Annotated in this window: 32 protein-coding genes; 22 read left to right on the plus strand and 10 right to left on the minus strand. The window is 60.2% G+C overall.

What is annotated here, in order from left to right; all coding sequences use genetic code 11:
• The 17 genes from NKJ75_RS03090 to msrA all read left to right on the plus strand — a co-directional run bounded on the left by NKJ75_RS03090 (position 1) and on the right by msrA (position 8249).
• A complete protein-coding gene (locus NKJ75_RS03090; RefSeq protein WP_084558240.1) occupies positions 1-315 on the plus strand; it encodes a hypothetical protein in 315 nt (104 codons plus the stop codon).
• An 85-nt stretch (positions 316-400) separates the two neighbouring features.
• Positions 401-634, plus strand: coding sequence for a hypothetical protein (locus tag NKJ75_RS03095; RefSeq protein ID WP_050592344.1), 234 nt, complete (start codon positions 401-403; stop codon positions 632-634).
• Complete coding sequence (locus tag NKJ75_RS03100) at positions 631-867, plus strand: hypothetical protein (protein ID WP_023734797.1); 237 nt, start codon at positions 631-633, stop codon at positions 865-867. Before NKJ75_RS03095 ends, NKJ75_RS03100 begins: the two co-directional genes overlap by 4 nt.
• A 181-nt stretch (positions 868-1048) precedes the next feature.
• A complete protein-coding gene (locus NKJ75_RS03105) occupies positions 1049-1444 on the plus strand; it encodes an SMI1/KNR4 family protein (protein ID WP_023743957.1) in 396 nt (131 codons plus the stop codon).
• Positions 1441-1647, plus strand: a complete 207-nt coding sequence (locus tag NKJ75_RS03110; protein ID WP_023734799.1) for a hypothetical protein — start codon at positions 1441-1443, stop codon at positions 1645-1647. The genes NKJ75_RS03105 and NKJ75_RS03110 overlap by 4 nt, the downstream gene beginning before the upstream one ends.
• Before the next feature lie 134 nt (positions 1648-1781).
• Entirely contained in the window at positions 1782-2042 is a 261-nt protein-coding gene (locus tag NKJ75_RS03115; RefSeq protein ID WP_023694658.1) for a hypothetical protein, read from the plus strand.
• A gap of 57 nt (positions 2043-2099) precedes the next feature.
• Positions 2100-2357: a hypothetical protein gene (locus NKJ75_RS03120; protein ID WP_156936355.1), complete on the plus strand. Its 258-nt coding sequence runs from the start codon at positions 2100-2102 to the stop codon at positions 2355-2357.
• Positions 2358-2740: 383 nt separating this feature from the next.
• Complete coding sequence (locus NKJ75_RS03125) at positions 2741-3031, plus strand: hypothetical protein (protein ID WP_023694659.1); 291 nt, start codon at positions 2741-2743, stop codon at positions 3029-3031.
• Positions 3022-3174, plus strand: a complete 153-nt coding sequence (locus NKJ75_RS03130) for a hypothetical protein (protein WP_023694660.1) — start codon at positions 3022-3024, stop codon at positions 3172-3174. The genes NKJ75_RS03125 and NKJ75_RS03130 overlap by 10 nt, the downstream gene beginning before the upstream one ends.
• Before the next feature lie 245 nt (positions 3175-3419).
• Positions 3420-5279: a pyocin knob domain-containing protein gene (locus NKJ75_RS03135; protein WP_352499189.1), complete on the plus strand. Its 1860-nt coding sequence runs from the start codon at positions 3420-3422 to the stop codon at positions 5277-5279.
• An 87-nt stretch (positions 5280-5366) separates the two neighbouring features.
• Positions 5367-5675 carry a hypothetical protein gene (locus tag NKJ75_RS03140; RefSeq protein WP_352499190.1) on the plus strand — a complete coding sequence of 103 codons (309 nt, stop codon included), beginning with the start codon at positions 5367-5369 and terminating at the stop codon, positions 5673-5675.
• Between the two features lie 255 nt (positions 5676-5930).
• Entirely contained in the window at positions 5931-6623 is a 693-nt protein-coding gene (locus NKJ75_RS03145) for a glycoside hydrolase family 108 protein (RefSeq protein ID WP_352499264.1), read from the plus strand.
• Entirely contained in the window at positions 6620-6823 is a 204-nt protein-coding gene (locus NKJ75_RS03150; RefSeq protein ID WP_023705678.1) for a Pam3-gp28 family putative phage holin, read from the plus strand. The genes NKJ75_RS03145 and NKJ75_RS03150 overlap by 4 nt, the downstream gene beginning before the upstream one ends.
• A 96-nt stretch (positions 6824-6919) precedes the next feature.
• Positions 6920-7159, plus strand: a complete 240-nt coding sequence (locus tag NKJ75_RS03155) for a hypothetical protein (RefSeq protein WP_023705680.1) — start codon at positions 6920-6922, stop codon at positions 7157-7159.
• Positions 7144-7335, plus strand: coding sequence for a hypothetical protein (locus NKJ75_RS03160; RefSeq protein WP_023804972.1), 192 nt, complete (start codon positions 7144-7146; stop codon positions 7333-7335). The genes NKJ75_RS03155 and NKJ75_RS03160 overlap by 16 nt, the downstream gene beginning before the upstream one ends.
• 3 nt (positions 7336-7338) lie before the next feature.
• Positions 7339-7662 (plus strand): hypothetical protein, encoded by a 324-nt coding sequence (locus NKJ75_RS03165; RefSeq protein ID WP_023689880.1) that lies wholly within the window; start codon positions 7339-7341, stop codon positions 7660-7662.
• 68 nt (positions 7663-7730) lie between these two features.
• The gene (msrA, locus tag NKJ75_RS03170; RefSeq protein WP_023835343.1) at positions 7731-8249 is read left to right on the plus strand and encodes a peptide-methionine (S)-S-oxide reductase MsrA; all 519 of its coding nucleotides are present in this window, start codon (positions 7731-7733) and stop codon (positions 8247-8249) included.
• A gap of 19 nt (positions 8250-8268) precedes the next feature.
• On the opposite strand, the gene NKJ75_RS03175 is transcribed toward msrA, so the two are convergent.
• Positions 8269-9114: a glycosyltransferase family 25 protein gene (locus tag NKJ75_RS03175; RefSeq protein WP_023835342.1), complete on the minus strand. Its 846-nt coding sequence runs from the start codon at positions 9112-9114 to the stop codon at positions 8269-8271.
• A 483-nt stretch (positions 9115-9597) separates the two neighbouring features.
• On the opposite strand from NKJ75_RS03175, the gene NKJ75_RS03180 reads away from it, so the two are divergent.
• Complete coding sequence (locus NKJ75_RS03180; protein WP_023808296.1) at positions 9598-10539, plus strand: glycosyltransferase; 942 nt, start codon at positions 9598-9600, stop codon at positions 10537-10539.
• Positions 10536-11558: a lipopolysaccharide heptosyltransferase II gene (waaF, locus tag NKJ75_RS03185; RefSeq protein WP_023671465.1), complete on the plus strand. Its 1023-nt coding sequence runs from the start codon at positions 10536-10538 to the stop codon at positions 11556-11558. Before NKJ75_RS03180 ends, waaF begins: the two co-directional genes overlap by 4 nt.
• An 84-nt stretch (positions 11559-11642) precedes the next feature.
• Here the strand turns inward: waaF and NKJ75_RS03190 are convergent, their stop codons facing one another.
• The 5 genes from NKJ75_RS03190 to NKJ75_RS03210 form a co-directional block, all read right to left on the minus strand.
• A complete protein-coding gene (locus tag NKJ75_RS03190; protein WP_023835341.1) occupies positions 11643-11837 on the minus strand; it encodes a hypothetical protein in 195 nt (64 codons plus the stop codon).
• A gap of 569 nt (positions 11838-12406) precedes the next feature.
• Positions 12407-12877 (minus strand): GFA family protein, encoded by a 471-nt coding sequence (locus tag NKJ75_RS03195; protein ID WP_023715175.1) that lies wholly within the window; start codon positions 12875-12877, stop codon positions 12407-12409.
• A 161-nt stretch (positions 12878-13038) separates the two neighbouring features.
• A complete protein-coding gene (locus NKJ75_RS03200; protein ID WP_023835340.1) occupies positions 13039-13332 on the minus strand; it encodes a hypothetical protein in 294 nt (97 codons plus the stop codon).
• Positions 13333-13345: 13 nt separating this feature from the next.
• Positions 13346-13513 carry a Thivi_2564 family membrane protein gene (locus tag NKJ75_RS03205; protein ID WP_023671469.1) on the minus strand — a complete coding sequence of 56 codons (168 nt, stop codon included), beginning with the start codon at positions 13511-13513 and terminating at the stop codon, positions 13346-13348.
• 772 nt (positions 13514-14285) lie between these two features.
• Positions 14286-14612 carry a hypothetical protein gene (locus NKJ75_RS03210; protein ID WP_023727873.1) on the minus strand — a complete coding sequence of 109 codons (327 nt, stop codon included), beginning with the start codon at positions 14610-14612 and terminating at the stop codon, positions 14286-14288.
• Between the two features lie 273 nt (positions 14613-14885).
• Here NKJ75_RS03210 and NKJ75_RS03215 point away from each other — a divergent pair, with 273 nt between their 5' ends.
• Positions 14886-15122 (plus strand): hypothetical protein, encoded by a 237-nt coding sequence (locus NKJ75_RS03215; RefSeq protein ID WP_023671471.1) that lies wholly within the window; start codon positions 14886-14888, stop codon positions 15120-15122.
• Between the two features lie 766 nt (positions 15123-15888).
• On the plus strand, positions 15889-17115 hold the full coding sequence (locus NKJ75_RS03220; RefSeq protein ID WP_031204800.1) for an anion transporter: 1227 nt from the start codon (positions 15889-15891) through the stop codon (positions 17113-17115).
• Positions 17116-17208: 93 nt separating this feature from the next.
• On the opposite strand, the gene NKJ75_RS03225 is transcribed toward NKJ75_RS03220, so the two are convergent.
• A complete protein-coding gene (locus tag NKJ75_RS03225; protein ID WP_352499191.1) occupies positions 17209-17799 on the minus strand; it encodes a TetR/AcrR family transcriptional regulator in 591 nt (196 codons plus the stop codon).
• Positions 17800-17880: 81 nt separating this feature from the next.
• Here NKJ75_RS03225 and NKJ75_RS03230 point away from each other — a divergent pair, with 81 nt between their 5' ends.
• On the plus strand, positions 17881-18765 hold the full coding sequence (locus tag NKJ75_RS03230; RefSeq protein ID WP_352499192.1) for a crotonase/enoyl-CoA hydratase family protein: 885 nt from the start codon (positions 17881-17883) through the stop codon (positions 18763-18765).
• Here NKJ75_RS03230 and NKJ75_RS03235 read toward each other — a convergent pair.
• From NKJ75_RS03235 to NKJ75_RS03245, 3 genes are all read right to left on the minus strand, one after another.
• Positions 18741-19052: a cupredoxin domain-containing protein gene (locus NKJ75_RS03235; protein WP_023689894.1), complete on the minus strand. Its 312-nt coding sequence runs from the start codon at positions 19050-19052 to the stop codon at positions 18741-18743. The two genes, NKJ75_RS03230 and NKJ75_RS03235, sit on opposite strands and share 25 nt — an antisense overlap.
• Positions 19053-19062: 10 nt before the next feature.
• Positions 19063-19587 (minus strand): DUF4142 domain-containing protein, encoded by a 525-nt coding sequence (locus NKJ75_RS03240; protein WP_023743963.1) that lies wholly within the window; start codon positions 19585-19587, stop codon positions 19063-19065.
• Between the two features lie 115 nt (positions 19588-19702).
• Positions 19703-20371 carry an RNA polymerase sigma factor gene (locus tag NKJ75_RS03245; RefSeq protein ID WP_023743964.1) on the minus strand — a complete coding sequence of 223 codons (669 nt, stop codon included), beginning with the start codon at positions 20369-20371 and terminating at the stop codon, positions 19703-19705.
• Positions 20372-20380: the final 9 nt, after the last annotated feature.

Genomic DNA, 20380 nt, shown 5'->3' on the forward strand with positions numbered 1-20380 from the left:
ATGGGCGAATGGAAATTCGAGGACCCCAGAAACTTGGCTGTCATATCGACGCGTAAAATATTTCGTGGCGGCGGCTGGATTGCATACGCGTCACATGATGCTGACGACGAGTCGTGGCAGTTCTACGGAAATGAAGCTGAAGTCGATCAGAACGACTTGATTTTGGTAGGCTTGGTTGAGGTCGTGGAGCTTGATGAAACAGTTGCACAGCTGGCGGATCTGCCATTGGGCTGGCATGCTTGGCGCGATGCAAAAACCTCGCCATGGAAGCGAGCCAAAATGCCTGACGAGGTTCCAGGGTCGACGCTGAGTTAGTTCCATCATCCCGAATGGGATAGGTTCGAATGGGACGGATTTTATAATTTGAAGCTCAACGCGTGAGTGAAGGCGCGGGAGAGAAATGAACAACGCAATTCCGGACCTGTCCACCGTTGTAAGGTTGCCTCCAGCCAATGTCGGCACCGGTGAAAGCGAACTTGACTCTGCCCGCGTCGAGGCTCGCGAACACCTCGAATTCTTCGATTGGGTTTTGTCCATCAAGGGCGAGTATCTCGGCTACGGCGGCGAAGGCATCATATCTTTCTGTTCGAGATCGAGCCTGGAAGGCCGGACATACCAAGATGGATTTGGGTGATCGTCGGCGATGTGCCAACGACATATAACCCGGCTGACGACACCAAAACCCCTTTCGAGGCTCTGGATGGCTACATCGGTGCGCTTGAAGATTGGGTTGAGGCCGCGCGTCAGGGAAAATCCGTGGCGAAGTTGATACCAGTCAATGTCGATGCGACTCCTGCCAATGCCGAGATGCTGGCAAGTCGCCTCGAGTTCCTCGATGAGAGGATTCTGCCGTTGCTTCAAGGGTGATGCCAAGAAGCGTGCAGCGACGACTTGTCGGCCAGCCCGTGGATGTGCATGAAATTAAGCCAGTGAAGTTTGGCGGGAGTCCGACCGATCCGTCCAACAAGGTGATTCTGCCCCGAGAAGTTCATCAGCAGCAGGTTACGCCCTGGTGGAACAAATTACTAAAAGACATTGGAGAATAGCAGTGGGATATACACTAACTAAGGGACGTTTCGACCCACCGGCTCAAGCTGCAGTTGTCGATGGCCTGCCCGCAAGCCTGGGAGTGACATTGCCGAAGGATTACGCCGATTTCGTTAGGGAGCATAATGGAGGTGAAGGCTTCATCGGCGACAGCTATATAATTTTTTTCAAGGCTGAAGAGTTGGTAGACTTCAATCGAGAATATGAGGTTGAGAAATACGCACCAGGCATCCTCTTGTTTGCGTCGAATGGAGGAGGGGAAGCCTATGGCTTCGACACCCACGACGTGGAAATGCCGATCGTGCGCATCCCATTCATATTTATGGAACGGCAATCCGCCGAGACGATAGCGCGTGACCTCGCCGGTCTGTTTGCTGCGTTGGAGGACTTGAAATGAGCGTCCAAGGTACAGATTCGCGTTCCAAAGGCATGGAATTGTTCGAGATCAAACCGGTAGCGGTTGGCGGCGATCCAGTTAGCATGGAAAACAAGATCTGGTTGACCAGGCAAGAGCATTTTCAAGTGGTGCGCTTTTGGAATCGAACTATCGAAGTTCAGCGTAAGGCGGCGCTGGAAAAGGCGGGACGAAACGGGGAATAGAGTGCAAGGAGCACGAGCCATGACCAGCGTCGGACGATCATTTTGCAAATCCACCGAACCGCCGGCGTAAGCAACTCGTCCCTAGATCCCAACATAATAATGGTACCATCTTCCAGAGGTTTTGCATCCGAATCGTGGCGGAGGGTTTCTCTTTGGGGAAAGTAGGTAGGCTGATAGAGATAGTCGAAAGGCTGTCGGAGTTTGACGAGTACGACACGATTTATGCGTCGGAGCCTTGGACCGAGGATTCCGTTGCGATGGTTGCTACCGGGCTGGACACGGGAAGATCGCCACCGGAGGCCGTCGAAGCCGGTTTGGAATATTTTCTTGAGATACATATCTGTCGAGAAGTCATCGAGGGTTGGCTTGCCTCAATAAAGAAAAACCTAGCCTAGCGGGGGTTTGTCAAAGGCTTATCGAATACGCCATCAATGACGCATAGGAGAGATAGAGTGGAACATAACCCGCGCTATGACGGAAAGCCGCTGCTTAAACTATTGGAATTTTATGTTTTGTGGGTAATTGGTGAGCTGCCCGAAGAGGTGGATAAATCCTTGAAGGCGATAGCTCCCAAACTGCACACTCTCTATGGCGGCGATGGACAGTGGCAGGGCGCAATTGCCGCATCTGTTCATTTTTCCGAGGAATACCGGCGGAAATCCGGGGTCTATGGGCGAGGAACCTCGAAATCGCTCGCGACAACGACGTAACGCTTTCGCCTCAGAAATTTGCCGAGATGTTCGTAGATGAAAATTTCGAGAATGATGGATTACGGTGACAGCGTATTTCTAGAGGTCCGCACCAGTGCGAGGTAGAGCGAAAGCTCTAAAGCTGACAAATTGAAAAGAGTGCACTGTCACCGTAATTCCGAAGCATTGAGACGCATAATTCAGCTGGACAGCCTGATCGTGGGCGTTGGAGGAACTGCCGGATTATACTTGTCCAGCGGACAAAGTGGCTCCAGTATGGACGGACCCGTTGAGAAGAACAGCAATGTCTATTAGATTCGCTGCGCTGGCGCCCACTTACATCTGAAGGGCTGGCCAGCGGTCACTTTGAAAAGCGCATGGGACGGCGGCCTTGGCTCGCCGCAATGAACATGGGCAGGAAGATACTTCTCGGTGGAACCGTTTCCTATGACGACGACATCGAACTGAACACGCGGCGGCAACACCCGACCATAGCCTGGTTGTGGCGGCTGGGGACATGTGATCCTTCGGAAAGGCCAGAGCTACTGGCCAAATACGAAGAATGGAATCAACTCCATGAAGAGAAAAAGCGGAATGCCAAGGGTTGGGAACACCGCAGCTTTTGCCCCTTGCTGGACGTTGATGACATCGGTCGCACAGTCATGCAGAGGGCGACGCCGAGGCAATGGCGCTGAGGATCGAGCTTGGGCTGCCGGCTGAACCGGAGAAAGTGCCGACCGAAGAAGAGCGTATTCTGGCCGAGGCCGGGGATGGCTATGTGACGCCTGCGCAGCGCAAGCGGCTGCGCTACCTGCGCAAGCACCCTGAGGACGGGTGATGCGCCGCGTCTAACTCTTCGGTCTTCATCACAGCGCTGATCGTCGCGCACCAAATTGGAACTTCTTTCAAGCCTCGCTTTCGCGGGGCTTTTTTAATGGAGCAAGCCTTATGGCCCGACCTGCAACTGCCGCCGTTCGTCTGTTGACCGGCGAACGCGAACCCGTGCGCCTGGCGACGACGGGCAACATCACCCTTTATGGCCTGCAGACCACCGACGGCGTGCCGGCCGAGGTCGGCGACCGTGTGCTGGTCAAGAACCAGGCCGATGCCCGCGACAACGGCATTTATACCGCCAGCGAAGGCCAATGGTTCCGCGCCGCCGATGCCCGCACCAGCCGCACCATGCAGAAGGGCACGACGGTGCATGTTCAGCAGGGCGCGGTCTCGGCCGACTTCGTCTATGTTTTCGAAACGCTCGATCCGGTGATCGGCACCGACGCGGTCACGATCGCCTTTTACCTGTCGGAGGACACGCTGGGCGATGCGGTGGCTGCTGCCAGCGCCGCCGCCGCCAGCGCCGCTGCGGCGCTCACCTCCAAGAACGCTGCCGCCACCAGCGCCACCAATGCCGGCACCTCGGCCGGCGCCGCCGCGGGTTCGGCCACGGCCGCCGCCGGCTCCGCCACAACAGCCGCGACCAGCGCCACCAATGCAGGCAATTCGGCAACGGCGGCTTCCGGCTCGGCATCGGGCGCGGCGACCAGCGCCACCAACGCAGGCAACTCGGCTACAGCTGCAGCCGGTTCGGCGAGCGCTGCCTCGGGCTCGGCAACCGCGGCTTCCACCTCAGCCACCAATGCCGCGACCTCCGCTTCCAATGCGGCGGCCAGCGCTGCGGCGGCATTAACCTCGGTGGCGGCGCTCGGCTACACCTTTTCCACGACCACAGCCGACGCCGATCCGGGCAATGGCACCTTGCGGCTGAACAATGCGAGCGCTGCCTTGGTGACCGCGGCCTATATCGACAATCTCGACGCCGGCGGCTCCACGGTGAGTGGCATCCTCGATGGCTTTGACGACAGCACGAACCCCATCAAGGGCCAGTTGACCCTGCGCTCGAAAGCCTCCACCGCTATCTACTCTGTCTATAATGTCAGTGGCGCAGTTGTGGATGGTAGCGGCTACCGCAAACTGACGCTCGCCTATGTCAGTGGCGCCGGCACTTTGCCGACGACGGCCAACGGCATCTGGCTGATGTTCGACCGGGCCGGCGACAGAGGCGCCGACGGGACGGGAGTAGGAGATTTTTTGGGGCCTGCGTCTTCGGCAACCGACAATATTGTCACTTTCGCGGGCACGACGGGCAAGGTGGGGAAGGATAGTGGGATCGCGGTGTCCAGCCTGGCGCCGAAGGCCAGCCCGACATTTACCGGGACGCCAACGGGGCCGACCGCAGCGCCTGGAACGAATACCACGCAATTGGCTACAACGGGGTTCGTCAAGGCTGGGTTTGATCTGAAACTTGATAGCCGACCCAACCTTGGTGTCGTCGCGCAGACGATCACCGATTGGAACAACGCCCTGGACAATGGCTGGTATATGGCCTCGGCGGCGGCTAATGCGCCAGACGGCGTAAATTGGTTCCTGGGGTTTGTGGAAGCGCACGGAAGCACTGGCTACCGGACGCAGACGGTGCATGATTTCGTCAACGACACTACGGCGGCAGACCAAAAGCTATGGCGGCGCAGGCAGGCTGGCGGTGCCTGGGGAGGATGGATCAAGCTGCAATGGTCGCAGGCCGAACAGGATGCACGCTATGTCCAGTCGTCCACGGCGTTGCTTCAGAAGTTTTATGAAAGCCCGCAACAGACCATCACATCCGGCGGGTCGCTGACGTTGGCTCATGGACTCGGCGTCAAGCCAAAAAACTACTTTGCCGTGCTGCAATGCACTACGGCAGATGCCGGGTATTCCATTGGAGACGAAGTACTGGCTAATCCGGGCGGCGGTACAGGCAACAAAGGTCTATCGCTGGTCCCGGACGCCACCAACATCAATGTGCGGTTTTCGTCCACCGCTGTTGATATCACTGCCAAAGGCACCGGCGCAGGCACCACAATTACCAATAGTAGCTGGAGGCTCGTCGTGCGAGCGTGGGCCTAATTATTAGCGGCTTCTCTCCTGGCCTGCAGCAGATCCTGCTGAGCGCAGTATTTCTCGTAGGGCGACCCCGTATACCGGGAAATGTATATGTCTACGCTTACCGATACAGGCAAAACAGCCAAAAAGAAGCCGCCTGTCGATAGCAGCCATCCGGCACCGCAACATAGGCGCCAAGAGCGACAAGTGCCACCAGTCCAATTTGCAGGGACTGATACCGGTACAGAAGCCACATCTAAAAAGCCCTTTCCAATTTTGAGGCGACACCATGACAAAATACTCGTTGACGGCAATGGCGCCTATCTCGGCGGCTTTGATGGTGAAGACCTCGAGCTTCCTGAAAATGGCATCGAAGTGCCTGAAGCCCCGGAAGATGCGCGTCAAATATGGGATGGCTAGGCTTGGAGTGCTGCCCCGGCAGTCCGCCACATTGTGCTGAAATCCATAGTGCAAGCCCGCATCATCGGCGGCGGCAAGATGCCGCAGGCCTATGGCATGCTCACCGGCAACCCGATCTATTTCGCCCGCTGGTTCGCTCCGGACGATCCCTCTCTCTACAGCGACGATCCTGATGCTGTGAACTTGGTCCGAGCGCTCGGGCTCGATCCGGCGGTAATCCTCGCCCCTAGCCCACAACCCCAAAAGAGGCACAAAATGAACCGCAACTTCGCGCGGGCGCTTGCGCTCGTCCTCAAATCGGAAGGCGGCTGGTCCGACAATCCGGCCGATCCCGGCGGCGCTACCATGAAGGGCGTGACGCTGGCCAATTTCCGCCGCTACGTGAAGGCGGATGCGACGAAGGACGATCTGCGCCATATCACCGATGCTCAGGTGGCGAAGGTCTATCGCCGCTTCTATTGGGATGCCGTTGCCGGCGTCGAGCTTCCCGGCGGTGTCGACTATGCCGTCTTCGACTTCGCCGTGAACAGTGGGCCGGGCAGGGCGACTAAATATCTGCAGGCTGCAGTTGGCACCGCACAGGACGGCAGGATCGGCACGGCCACGCTCAAAGCTGTGGGCGCCAGGCCACCGGGCGCAGTCATCGACGATCTTTGCGATGCCCGCCTGGCATTCCTGCGGCGGCTGCCGACCTGGCCGGTTTTCGGCAAGGGTTGGAGCGATCGCATCAGGTCGGTCCGTTCCCAGGCGCTGTTGATGTCGGCACTACAGCCCGCTCCGGCACCTTTGCCGGGCTCCCCGACCCAGCCATCAGCGCTCTCGCCGAAGCCCGGCAGTGCGATGCCGCCGGTGTCTACCGGCGGGCGCGTCAGCCCCGTCGAACGCCTGCCGTTCTGGCGTGCGCTGCTTCAAATCCTGAAATCGATTTTCGCAAGGAGTTCGACATGATCGCCGTCTTCATCCGCATCGGCTTGCGTTACGGCGCCGGTGTTCTGGTCGCGCGTGGCCTGCTCGGCGCCGACGACGCGGCGGCATTTTCTTCCGACCCCGACACTCAAGCTGGTCTGGAGATCGCCGCCGGTCTCGCCATCGCCTCGGTCACCGAGACCTGGCACTGGCTGGCCCGCAAATCCGGCTGGGAGCACTGACATGGAAGGGTTTCAACAACTGATCATCGCCTATCTCGAAGCCGCGCAACCCTATGCTATCGGCTTTGCCGCCGGGCTTGTCGCCGGGTGGCTGCTGTGAGCGCGCTCCTCGCCGTCCTGCTTGGCAACAAAGTGCTGCTGGGCTTCCTGGCATCGGCCATCGCCGCCCTTTGCTGGGGCGCTCACCAGCGGCTGGCCGGCGCCTGGGCCGAGCGCGGCAAACTGGCGGCCGCTGAGGCCGCGGCGCGCGCGGTCGCTGAGCAGGTGCAGAACGACGTCGGCGCACTGCCGGCGGACGCTGTTCGAAAGGAGCTGAAATCATGGGCAAGGGACTGATGCTTGCGCTGCTTGTGGCGCTTGCCGGGTGCACAACTACTTCGGGCGGCTTCTGCGCGATTTCGAGCCCGCTGCGCCTGTCGGCCGAAGCCGTCGACGTCCTGTCGGACGCCGAGGCGAGAGCGCTCTTGGCGCACAACCGCAAGGGACAAAAGCTCTGCGGATGGAGGCCTTAGCCGATGCACGACCTCTTCGACATGCTCGGCATCAAGGGGCCGGTCGTCGCCGCCGGGCTAGCTGGCGGCGTGCTGCGAGCACTGTCGCGCCATCGCTACAAGCTGCGCGAGATGATTGCCTCGCCGATCTGCGGGGCGCTGGCGGCTGCGTATCTGACGCTGCCTGCCGTCGCCTGGTTCAGGGCAACCGGCATGCCTATCCCCGATCCGGCCGACGACACCACCACGCTCGCCGCCGCCTTTTTGATCGGCGTCTCGGCCATGTGGATTTCCGACATCGTCTTCGAGGTCATCGTGCGGCGGTTCGGCTCGGCCGGCAACGAGTGATGCACTTGAGATGCTGGAAAAAGCCAGCGACAATGCCTACCTAAGGAGCAATCCAATGGAGGTATGATATGGCGACGTCCACCGAACGTGCAGTCCTTGCCGGCGGCTGTTTCTGGGGCATGCAGGATTTGATCCGGCGCTATCCCGGCGTGATCTCTACCCGCGTCGGCTATAGCGGTGGCGATGTGCCCAACGCCACGTATCGCAACCACGGCAGCCATGCCGAAGCCATCGAGATCGTTTTCGATCCGGCCAGGATTAGCTTTCGCACATTGCTCGAATCCTTTTTCCAGATCCACGATCCGACCACCAGGAACCGCCAGGGCAACGATGTCGGAATGAGCTATCGCTCTGCGATCTTCTACACCAGCGACGAGCAGAAGCGCGTCGCCGAAGACACCATCGCCGATGTCGATGCCTCTGGACTGTGGCCGGGCAAGGTCGTCACCGAGCTTGCGCCGGCGGGCGATTTCTGGGAGGCGGAGCCAGAGCATCAGGACTATCTCGAGAAATGCCCCAACGGCTATACCTGCCACTTTGTCAGGCCGGGCTGGAAGCTTCCGGTCCGCGAAAAGGCTGTTTCGTAACGCAGCCGCTATCGTCTGCTTATCTGGCGGTCGAACTATTCTTCCGCGCGATCGGTATGCCGGCCGCCTCGTAGAGGTGGCCGTGCTCGGGCTGCCCATAGACGAACGCGCCGTGGACGGGTTTGCCGTCGACCTCAGAGCCTGAGAACGCGACGGCCTCGATCTTCTTTGTTCCGGTCAGGCTCTGGTTTCGAAGATAGGCGAAGGTTCGCACCGCTTCTCCAACAATTCGATCGAGAAACGGTTTTGCCCGCCTCCCGGGCCGTCGCACTAGGCTTGGAAAGCGCTCTCGTCCCGAAACAAAATGGTGCTGTGCGCAAAGCGCCGGCATGATCTGATAGATTCGGTTGAGCGAGCAGGTCATGAATCCTGGGTGAAAAAGAACGAAGTCGACCTCTCCTCTCAGATGCATGGTCCCGCGCAGCAATCTTTGCGCTGCCGATCTGGAGAGGACATAGCCTGCGGCGCCCGCGTGCAGGCCATAAAGTCTGGCAAGCGAAAACCCATCATCGAGAGCGACTTCCTTGCGTCCGACCCTCACTTTGGCAAAATGCGTTTCCAGCTTGATCACATCGGCATCGCGCGGCACCCATCGATCGGAAGCAAGCAGCGAGCCGGCGCCCGCGCCGAAAACGACGTCGTCCTCGAAAACCGCGCCATATTGATCCGCGCCGTTCGCAACGATCTCCCAACACGAGCGGTGGCTCAGGAAACAGCAAACCTCAGCAGCGCTTAGCGGGCTTTTGGCGACAGAGCAGCAATCGGGGCAATCGATGGCGGAGACACGCTCAAATGGTACTCCGATCCGGCCGAACTCGGACGCGACATGCGCCAGCCGATCGCGAGAACGATCAAGATTGATCACCAGACACCTCATCAGCGCCCCCTTGTCCGGTGATCAGTGAATATCACGTTCCCGTGATTGCACAAAATTTGCTTACGTGCGGGGCAGTGGGTAGCGGCGTACGGTGCCGCCGGTTGGTTTTGGAGGTTGGGTGGACATTGACGGCGTCCCCCGCGTGGCGCGAGCCTTTACCGTGCGCGCCTAGACGAGTCGCCCTAGAAGCCGAAGAATTGCCGACCGATCATGTATCCGAGCGCGACGACCACAAGGGGAAACAGGGCGGGCGTCAGCCCACCAAGAGCGGAGGTCTTTGGCTGTTGCCTGGAGATGGTCCTGGGTGCATTGCCGAGATTCTTGGTCATCCGGTATAGTAGCAAGCGCTGATTAACGATTCCGTAACCCGATCGAGGCCGCCGCGGCTTTTTGCGTTTCTGGCGCGACCTTGACAATGCCCAGCCCGTGACGCACCTGGGCCGTCTTTGAGAGCATTGTGAGGCAAGGTCAATGCGGGTGACGCTCGTTTTGAAGGGCGTAATACCCTGCCGAGGTTACGGTGGGATTCAGCGTCAGGTCGAATGGCTGGCCACGGAGATGGTTCGTCTCGGACACGAAGTCGTGGTGATCGCTGGCCCTGGCTCCAGCCACCCGCTCTTCGAAGTCCGGCACGCTTCGACCGATGCCGAATGCCGGGCAGCCATTCCGCGGGACACGCAAATCGTCCACACCCATAGTTGGCCCGTCGAGGTGCCATTTCCAACGCTGAATACGCAGCGCGGCTTTATGCCGGACCAGCCCATGCCAGTTGCGAACTGGAGCTTTATCAGCGCCAATCATGCCCGCCAGCATGGGCGCGAGACATTCGTCTACAATGGCTTTCCGGTGGACGCCTATCGTTTGTCGGCTGCAAAGGGCGACCGCCTGCTATTTCTCGCCGGCATTGCACGATCAAGCAAAGGCCTCAACCGCGCCGTCGATCTCGCCAAAAAATTCGATTTCGGTCTCGATATCGCCGGTGGCTCGCGTTGGAAACTGCTGGGCCGAAGTCAGACCCGCCGCGAAGGGTTGTTTTTCAAGAGCCTTGGCAGGCGATACCGTTTCCACGGAATCGTTGACGGCGAGCCGAAGCTTCGCCTTCTCGGCGAAGCGCGAGCCTTCCTCAACCCCATCGCCTGGGAGGAGCCGTTCGGCAACGCACCGGTCGAAGCCATGTTGTGCGGCACTCCGGTGCTGACGACGACGCGAGGCGCATTGCCCGAGACGGTCGATGCCGACAGCGGGCGCTTCTTTGAGACCGATGAAGAATTTGCGGCCGCTTTCGAGGCCGTCGCCGACCTTACGCCTCAGCAATGCCGCGAATCGGCCGCGACGAGATTTCCCATCCAAAAAGCGGCGCGCGGCTATCTGGATCTCTATGCCCGCATCCTTGACGGCGAAGCGCTTCCTTGACGACCGGCGATCCAATCCTCTTCGTCGGCTTCCCCGCGGTCGGCGACTTCGTCCGTTGCCATTCCGCCATCCAGATCATTGCCGCGCGATTTCCTGATCGCCCCATAGATGTCGTCACCTCGCCCGTTGCAGCGCCGCTGGCGCGCCTGATGCCGCATGTCAGGAAGGGCTGGGCGCTTGCCAAGCGTCATCAGCGCCCCGGGTTTGGCGAGCGCAGCCGCCTGGTTGGCGAGTTGCGCAAGGAAAATTACCGTACGGCCTATCTGATGACCAGCAGCACCAAGGCGGCGCTGATGGCGTTCATGGCCGGAATAGAGGAGCGCATCGGCTATCCGCAGGAGTTGCAATTCGGCCTCCTCAATCGCTTCCCCGCCGGCTGGTTGGCCCATCTATGGGCCTTCGGACCCCGCAAGACGCGGCTGTTCGAGGAAGTCTGCTCGATTGCCTCGCTTGGCGAAAAGCCGGCTGCGGGCGCAGAGTGGCCGGCGCCCCGGCTTGTGGTCGATCCGGCCGAACTGGACGAATGGCGCCAGCACAAGAAGATCGATGCCGACCGACCGGCACTGGCGCTCTATACTGCCGACATTGAGAATTTCCGCTCATGGCCCGTCGAGCGCTTCATTTCGATCGCCAGAGACCATCATGATCGCGGCTGGGCAATCTGGATTGTAGGCGGACCGCGCGAGCACGCCGGTGCCGCAAAAATCCGCGCCGCCATTCCTGAGGCAATCGACTTCACCTCGACCCCGTCGATTGCTGACGCGATGTGCCAAATCGCTGCGTCGACCATGTTCCTCGGGGTTGATGGCGGGATTTCCCACGCCGCCGCTGCCCTGAACGTCCCATGCGCGCTCATCTACGGGCTGAATCGCCCCTATGTGCATGGGCCCGTAAACAACCATGTTCGCTTTATCGAACCGCCGCTTTCGACGCCCAGCTGGGTCAAGGACACGCGCGGCGTCAGCGAAACTCGGGTGAGGGAGGTTCTGGCTGACCTCTCAGCCGGTATTGCCAACTGACCGGTGGCCTCGCCGGCCCCAAGCGTCTGATCAAACGCTCCGTGGGGGCAACCATCGCCCCGTTTCGGGTTTACCCCTTGACACCTACCCCTTGGCCCTGCGGTTTTCGGGCTCGTGATTGCCGACCCAATGTGCACGGATGCGGTCGCTGGCTTCAAGGTAGGCCATGTCGATGAGGTAGGTCAGAAGCTTCTGGCCGTCGGCTTCGGCTTTCTGCCGAAGCTCCCGCAGTATCCCTTGCGCGAACTGCAGGTTCTCCATTTTGCTCGGCTGGTCCATTGGTGCCCCCCAACGTCTGCGTATGAACTTTGCGCTGGCTATGCTGCATGAAGATTGCCGTGAAGTGGATATTGCACGTGCGGACCGCGATCCTGCGAAGGCGCTGGCTGCACGAAAATCGCCCCATCCGGCTTCAAGATTCGCTACACTATGTGACGGAAAGAAAATAAACAAAGCGTTCTTTTGTACAAGACAGCAAGATTCCTTCAGTTCACACCACGAGATACTTGGACAGCATAGTTGACGTAACGATATTGCGTGGTCTTAAGCTCTCGTTTCCAAACAAAATCTAGCATCGTTGCAACCACAAGACGAATTCCAGCTAACCGGGGCCGCTCCGTAGTCAATCGCCGGTTACAAACGGCACCGTGTCTCAGCCCAGGGCTTTGGCCAACCCATCGTTCCACGGCAGCGCAGGCCGGATGATCTACCGCCCGCCTTGGCTTGACGCCAAGGCGGGCTTTTTGCGTTTGGCTTCTACCGGGTGAAATGTTGTCGGACCCGGTCCTGTCGGCATCGGGCGGTGTCGAGAATGATTTCCTGCCTGCCGGCTGTCTGCGCCGCTCGCGCTAGGCCGACTTGCGTTGCGGCAAGCTAGACGGCGTTTCGACACCGTCAGAAATCGGTTCGGCTGTCCGGTTTGTCGGCTCGTCATCGACCCGGTCGTGCTCGAATTGCCGGGCAGCAGGCAAGGGTTGCAACCAGTGCTCACGGCGATTGACCCAGAGTTCATAGCTGGGCTCCAGCCCTTCGGTGGGCACCTCATCGAGGCTGCCAATCGTCACTTCCACCTCATTCTCACGAACCAAAGGCACCCGGCCGCCGCAGGTGGGACAAAAACTTCTGTCGCCGTAGCTGTTGACGATACCCGTCGTTTCGAACGCCTCGAGCGGCCACACTGCAAACGCCGAAAAAGCCGACCCGCTAGCCTTGCGGCAGTCCTTGCAATGGCAAAGGCCAATCCGAAAGGGATCTCCCGTCACCGAAAACTGGATGCCGCCGCACAGGCAGCTGCCGCTCCGCCTTGTATCATTGGGCATGACCGCTCCTCCATCTGGTTGGGCATCACACCGCTACATCTTGCAGCGCCATGCGCACAATCAATTCACGCGCGGCGCAAGGGTTCCATGTCGCCTCGCGCAATGCATCGTCTGAACCCGGGAGCGCCATGGCAACGACCGCCGCAAGGCTGCTGGATATGTCAGTTCGGGAAATCGAACACCGGTTCCCGGCACCAATAGACACGGCACTGGCCATCACGTGTCGGAACGGAGGCACCGACCGGCACCTCCGGCCAGTCGCACTCGTTGCCGTATTGGCGGACATAGCGATCGTAAGTATTCCGGCCGGTCGTCAACACCGCCGAGTGATGGCTCTGGATCAGGCGCTGCGTCTCCTCGCAGGTCATCGAACGCGTGTCGGGTCGGGCGTAGGCCGTGCTTGTTGCTGCAAACAACGCCGTTCCAATGATCCATGCGATTGTTTGGGATGTCATGGCGATCCTTATCCTAAAATACGGCCAGGTATTTCAACAGCGAAATGATGCCGATAATGATGACAACGATCTGCGCGATCTGCCTCGTGCGGCCATCGAGCGGCAGACGCTGGATGAGATAGAGCACCAGGATGATCACCAGGAAAGTGATCAGAATGCCGATAAGTACCGATGAAGCCATGTCCCTCACTCCGTCTGGCTACGTCTGAGAAGAGTACGCAGCGGCAAACGCTCTGGCCCTTGATTGGTTCCTGTCGATGCGAAGCCATCGGCGCAGCGTAAAGGCCGCGAAACAACGTTCCGCAGCCTTTGAAGCTGGATGCCGATCAGGGCCTGTTTGCCGCAATGGTTGTCGTTTGCCATCGGCGACACAGTCCCAGGCAACTTGTTGCTGGCGTCAGGCGGGGCTAACGGGAGAACCGCCTCGGGTTGACGAGCTTCCGACAAAGACGGCCTGAGTTGCGCTTCGTTGTCGACATTTGCGCGAGCCCTGAGATCCGGCGCCGCCCGGCGGGTGATCGCCTTTTCGCAGGAGAACAATTGCCGTCCCAAGGGGACGACGGGAACCGAAACCTCGCACGTGCATCTCAGGTACCGCGGAACGGGCAAATCGAGCAGGTGGGGAATTTGGGGTAGGGAAATACGTCATCCAACATGCGGGGATTGGAATCCCAGGTGTCGGGCCCGCCAGTTTGTTGGGAGCGTTGCCCGTTGCAGCCTACACCATCGACACACGGGGCCGCATCACGTTCTACAACGAGGCCGCCGAACTTGAGTGGGACGACGCGCCGCGGTTTTGGCTCCGTCGTGCTCCAGCGGGTTGCGCCACAAGCGCTTAGCGGCACCGGACAACTGGAATTTGGGGACAAGGCGTCGTCTGGACGCTCAAAGCGCCGCCGAGTTCGGTCCAAATCTCTCTCGCGGATTTTGTCGATTGAAAGAGAGGGTCGCGCTTAGGACAATCCCAGCAGGGGAGCGGTTTGGCCGCCTGTGGTGTCGGAATTGCCGATGCCAGACAGTTCGTGCTTATCGTCGGCAAGCGAAGTCAATCTCCCCGCCTCGACGGAGGTCAGTCCGTCCAATTCCATCACCGCGCCGTAGAGTTGGGCCGTCTGCATCACAAGCCGCTCGACGTCTTCAAGGGCGACGTTCTCGTCCAGGTTACGCAATCGTATGTCCTCGGCAACCACCGCAATATTGACCATTCCGCGCGAGCGCAGCGCGCCCAGGACCCGTGAATTGAGATCCTCCCGTAGCCGAGCCGAATATCCGTAGCGCATGGAAACCTTCCTTTCAGGAGCCGGTTGTCCCGTCGTGATCAAGATGCGCCAACGACCTTCAGATGGCAAGAAGAATATAAAATATTCTCAAGTAAATCAAGTAGTTAGCAGACTGCGAGGGTTGTGCTATCGGCGTGTCTTCCTCATCGTTGGTCTTGTATGTGAGTCACCCATCAGCCTCTCTTGACGCGCTGCACGGGGACCCCTAGCTATACTGCAATTGAGACACATACTAACTCACCATATTTTTGGTCTTGACGGTTGGAGGCGCGAATGGCCGAGCTGGAACGACCCGAGCGACTGCAGATCATGCTGACAGCCGAGGAATTGGCTGCCTTGGAAAACTGGCGCTTCGAAAAGCGCATGCCAAGCCGGTCCGCGGCAGTGCGGGAACTGCTGCGGCGCGGCCTGGATGCGGATGGATTCCTGACTGCGGGACAAGGAACTAAGTCTCAGGACTTTGGAATTCTGGGCAGCAGTGTGACTGGCGACGGCCAGTCGGGCGAGTAATTCGACGGCGGTTAGCCAACAATCGCTTTTTCTGGAAGTGCCGCTACCAATTTATTGCGGTGGCGGAAACGCAAAGCGGGTCGGCTCTCGGCAGGGTACTGGTCTCAGCAGGGTACACTTGGCGTATGGTTGCAAAGCCCGCTCCGGTTCGCCGGAGCGGGCTTTTTGCGTTTTCCCGACAGGAAATAGTCGCGCTCGCTTTCAGATAGGCTCAAGGTTCTCTTCGCACTCCATGCACGCGACGCTGTGACCGGGGCAACTGAGCCGGTGTGTTCCTCCGGGGCAGCAATGGCCGTTCGAGCTCGCCCACCGGGCACAGACAAACACCTTGCGGGTTCCGTGGCATTGTGGACATTCTATCGGACGCGCCAGCAGAGCCTCGTTCTCCGAGACACGGCATTCCCTCTCAAGAACCTGGACCATCTGAAACCCCAAGGCCGAAATATAGCTAAGCTATCCATACCCGGAAAGCCTAAATTAGAATTTAATCACATAAGCCACGAGCCTCCCGAGGGGGAAGTTTCGCGGATGGCGATCTCAGTCCGCCGCAGTCCGCCGCGCGTGTCTCATTCCCAATCTCGGCCGTCTCAAGATCAAGCTCCGGTTGCTCCCGGCATCGGTCGACCCGCGATTTTGCCCACCGATTTTCGCATTCGGATCGTTATAGGCTTTCGCTTTGCTGGAGCGGCGTTAAAGCTGCCCAGCAAATGCCCGAGCGGGAACAGTCCGTTCCTGCGTCGGTTCGTTCGGACAAGGATGTCTGCCAATGACATTGATGGGCGCAGCGGCACTTTTGATCCTGGTCCTGACTTATGTCGGCGTCGCAATCGGGCGTATTCCAGGCCTCCGTCTCGACCGGGCAGGGATCGCCTTGCTGGGGGGTGCGGCGATGATCGCCATCGGCGCACTCAGTATGGAAGATGCCTATCGCGCCATCAATTTCGACACCATTACGCTGCTGCTCGGCATGATGATCGTGGTGGCGCATCTGAAGGTGTCCGGCGCCTTCCGGGCGCTTGGCGCCTACGCTATCGAGCATGCGCACGCGCCTTTCGTGCTGCTGGTGATGGTGACGCTGTTGACCGGCGTGTTGTCGGCGTTCCTGGTCAACGACGCCATCTGCCTGGTCATGGCGCCGATCGTCGTCCACGTCACCCGTGTCATCAATCGCAATCCCATTCCCTATCTGATCGCCACCGCCACCGCGTCCAACTGCGGCAGCGTCGCCACCATCACCGGCAACCCGCAGAACATGGTCATCGGCGCGCTGTCGGGAATTTCCTATCCAGCCTTTTCGGCCGCCCTGGCGCCGGTTGCCCTCTTCGGCCTCGTCGCGGTCGTCGTCATCGTGCGCATCGTCTACCGCGCCGAATTCGCCCGCACCGCCGATCTCAACCCGGAAGTCTATCGCGGCCGCATGCTGCCGGGACAGGTGCTGAAGGCGGTGGTTGTCTGCATTGGCCTGGCCATCGCCTTCTTCGCCGGCGTTCCGGTTGCCAAGGCAGCGCTCATCGGCGGCGCCATCCTGCTGCTCACCCGCGCCATCAAGCCGGCACGCATTTACCGCGAGATCGACGGCCCGCTGCTGTTCATGTTCGCCGGCCTGTTCATCGTTGTCGCCGGCGCCGAAACGACGCTGCTGACGCCCGACATCATCGCCTCGGCCAAGAACCTCGGGCTGGACGACGTCTGGCGTCTATCGGGCTTCACCGCGGTGCTCTCCAACATCATGAGCAATGTTCCGGCCGTGCTGGCGCTGCGGCCATTCATACCCGGCCTTGAAAACCCCGGGCGTGCCTGGCTGGTGGTGGCGATGAGCTCGACGCTGGCGGGCAACTTCACCTTGCTCGGCTCAGTCGCCAACCTGATCGTCGCCGAACAGGCGCGGGCGGCCGGCACGCAGCTGTCCTTCTCAGCCTTCTTCAAGGTCGGCCTGCCACTGACGCTGCTGACCCTTGCCGTCGGGACGGCATGGCTGGCGGCTGGATTCTAGAGCAATTCCAGGAAAAAGTGTGAAGCGGTTCTCCGTCCGGAATTGCGTCAAAGAAATAGCGTGTTTCGCCGTCTTCATTAAACGGTGAACGCTCTAGCGGATAGTCGCCGATCCTGACCTTGCCCGAACCAGCGTTGCAGCGGCATGTCCGGCCGCCTCGACATAGTCGGGGTTGCGGTGGATCAGCATGATCGAGAACGCGCCGTCCATCAAAAGCACGATTTCGCGCGCCAGGGTCTGCGGCTCGTCGACGCCGTGGCCTGTGAGTTCGCCGGCCAGCCAGGTCTCGAAATTCTGCTTATGCCGCGCCCCCGCTTTAACGGCCGGGTGTCCGGGCATGGAAGCGAGTTCGGCTGCCGTGCGCAGAAAGCCGCAGCCTCTCCATTTCGGGTGCTTCGCCACGCGCGCCAGATTGGTGAAAATCGCCTCGACCTTGCGCTCGACATCGCCTTCGGTCATCTCGAACCAGCCGGCCATCTGCTTGAGGTTCGGCTGGTCGCGACCGTCGAGATAGGCCGCGATCAAATCGTCCTTGCTCTTGAAATGATAGTAGAGCGTGCGCTTGGTCAGCCCGGCTTTTTCCGCCACTGCATCGACGCTGACGCGGCCGATCCCCTCGGCATAGAACAGCTTCGTTGCGGCATCGACAATGCGTTTGCGGGTAGGGCTCGGTGCTTCGCTCATACGCAAGTATACCGACTAGTGAATATACATACAACCGAAAGCCTGATCCTCTCCGTCGACAAACACAGGGAAGGAAAAGACATGACCGAGCTTGTGCTCACCGAGGCCCGCAACGGGATCGCCATCCTCACACTTAATCGGCCGGAAAAGCTCAACGCCTTGAACTATGCGCTGATTGATCGCCTGCTTGCGCTCCTCGATGCCGCCGAGACCGACGACGCCATCCGCGCCGTCATCCTCACTGGAGCAGGAGAGCGCGCCTTCTCCGCCGGCGGCGACATCCATGAATTCTCAGGCAGCGTGGCCATCGGCGTCGACGTTGCCCTGCGCGACTTCGTCATGCGCGGACAGCGGCTGACGGCAAGGCTGGAGGCATTCCGCAAGCCCGTCATCGCCGCCGTCAACGGCATCGCCTTCGGCGGCGGCTGCGAGATCACCGAAGCCGTGCCGCTCGCTATCGCCAGCGACCGCGCCTTGTTCGCCAAGCCTGAGATCAACCTTGCAATGCCGCCTACTTTCGGCGGCACGCAGCGGCTTCCGAGACTGGCAGGGCGCAAGAGGGCGCTCGAGCTGCTGTTGACCGGCGATTGGTTCCCGCCGCCGCGCGCCGTCGAACTCGGCCTCGTCAACCAGGTGGTGCCGCATGAGGAGCTGATGTCCACCGCAATTGATCTTGCCCGGCGCATGACCAGACATTCTCCTGCAGCAATTGCCTCAATCCTCACAGCAGTGGCGCGGGGCCTGAACCAGAGCATCGCGGAAGGCTTGGCTGTCGAGGCCGAGCAGTTCGCCCGCATGGCTCCGACCGCTGATCTGCGCGAAGGGCTGGATGCCTGGATCGCACGGCGCCAGCCGGGCTGTGACGGCTCGTGGACACACATCACCCGTCCGGATGAAGCCAGGCGAGCCTCAACGCAGCAGGACGGGCTTGCGGACCGGGATCAAGGCGCCGTCACGGCCACATGACCTTTCATGTTGGGGTGGAAGCGGCAGAAATATTCGACCGCTTCCGCCTTCCGCAGGGTCAGGCTCGCTGTTGTCTTCGGCGGGATCATCACTTCCCAGCCACCCTTGACGGTAGCCGTATGTGCGAACACGTCCTTGTTCACCCACTTGATCGTGTCGCCGACCTTCGCGTCGACGGTGGCCGGCGAAAAGACAAGTTTGTCGATGGTGACCTGGATGGTTTCGGCCTGCACGGGTGAGGTCCCGAAGACCAGCGCCAGTGCAATCCACAGCTGCCGTTTCGACATAGCCTGGTCCTTACTTCAGCATACCTGCAACATGCTCGGCGTGCTGTTCATGGCCCTGGAAAATCTTCAGGCCGGTCTCCAGCAGGCTCTTCAACTCGGTATTACTGGCCGATGGGATCAAAAGGGTTTCAAGCGCGCCGTCGACCTGTTTGTGGTAGGCGATCTCGTTGTCGACATAGGCTTTGTCAAAGGCTGCGCCGTCGAGTTTGGCGAGCTTCGCCCGCTCCTCGGCCGCAGCCTTGGTTAGCGCCTGGCTGGTTGCGTTGTCTTCCGGCGTCACCTTCAGCTTCTTTACCAGTTCCAGTGCCTGCGCGTTGACCGCTTCGTGGTCACGCACCATGTCGTTGGCGAAATCCACGACCTCCTTGGTCTTCGATTTCTTGATCGCCTGCTTGGCGGCTTCCACATCGATGACGCCTGCCGTGTAGGCGATGTGGGCGATCTGCGGGTCCGTCGGCTTGTCGGCGGCTTGCGCGAGCGGGGCAGCGCCAAGCAGCAGCAAGGCAGCGAGGGCGGCGGTGTGTCGGGTAAGCATGGCATCTCCTTCGCCCGGACGCGGGATCGCGCCGGGCCATGTTTTTGAGTTGACGGTCATTGGATGCGCAGCGGCGGCAAACGTTCCCGGGGAAATCGGCCAAATCAGCCGATGATCAGCTCTCCAGGCCGAGCCGCTGCATGACGGCGCTGGTCAGCCTGTCGCAGCGCCGGCCGGCAAACGGGAAGGCGTCGAGCAGCACCGGCCCGATCTGGTCGTCGAGTGCCTTGCGTACCAGGGCGCGGGCGCGGTGTAGCCTTGTCTTGACGGTTTCCGGCCGCACGCCAAGCAGCTCGGCGGTCTCCTCGATACTGAGCCCCTCGATAACCCGCGCCACGAACACCGTCCGATAAACATCGGGTAGGCTGTCGGTCGCCCGTTCCACCAACTCGAGGATCTGCCGCTGCGCCATCGTCCGCTCCGGATCGTCGCTGGGATTGAGGGGGAACTGGATGATTTCGGCTTGCGGGTTTTTCGCCACCGTCCGCCGCCTTTTGCGCAGACGGCCGAGCGCCTCGTTGATGACGATGCGCGACAGCCAGGTGGCCAATGAGGACTCCCCGCGAAAGGCATCGAGATGGGCAAAGGCTCTGACATAGGCCTCCTGGACGATGTCTTCGGCTTCGGCATCGTTGCGCACCACCCCGCGAGCGATGCGATAGAGCCGCTGATTATGGGTCTTCATGATGATGCGGAAGGCGTTGCCTTCGCGTGCCAGCGCGCGGCGCACGAGAAGCATCTCGCTTGAAGCAGCCGTGGGCATTGGTACAGACATAGCAGGCATGGCCAGTTC

The sequence above is a fragment of the Mesorhizobium sp. M0058 genome (assembly GCF_040323095.1).
In the GTDB taxonomy this organism is placed as follows: Bacteria; Pseudomonadota; Alphaproteobacteria; order Rhizobiales; family Rhizobiaceae; genus Mesorhizobium.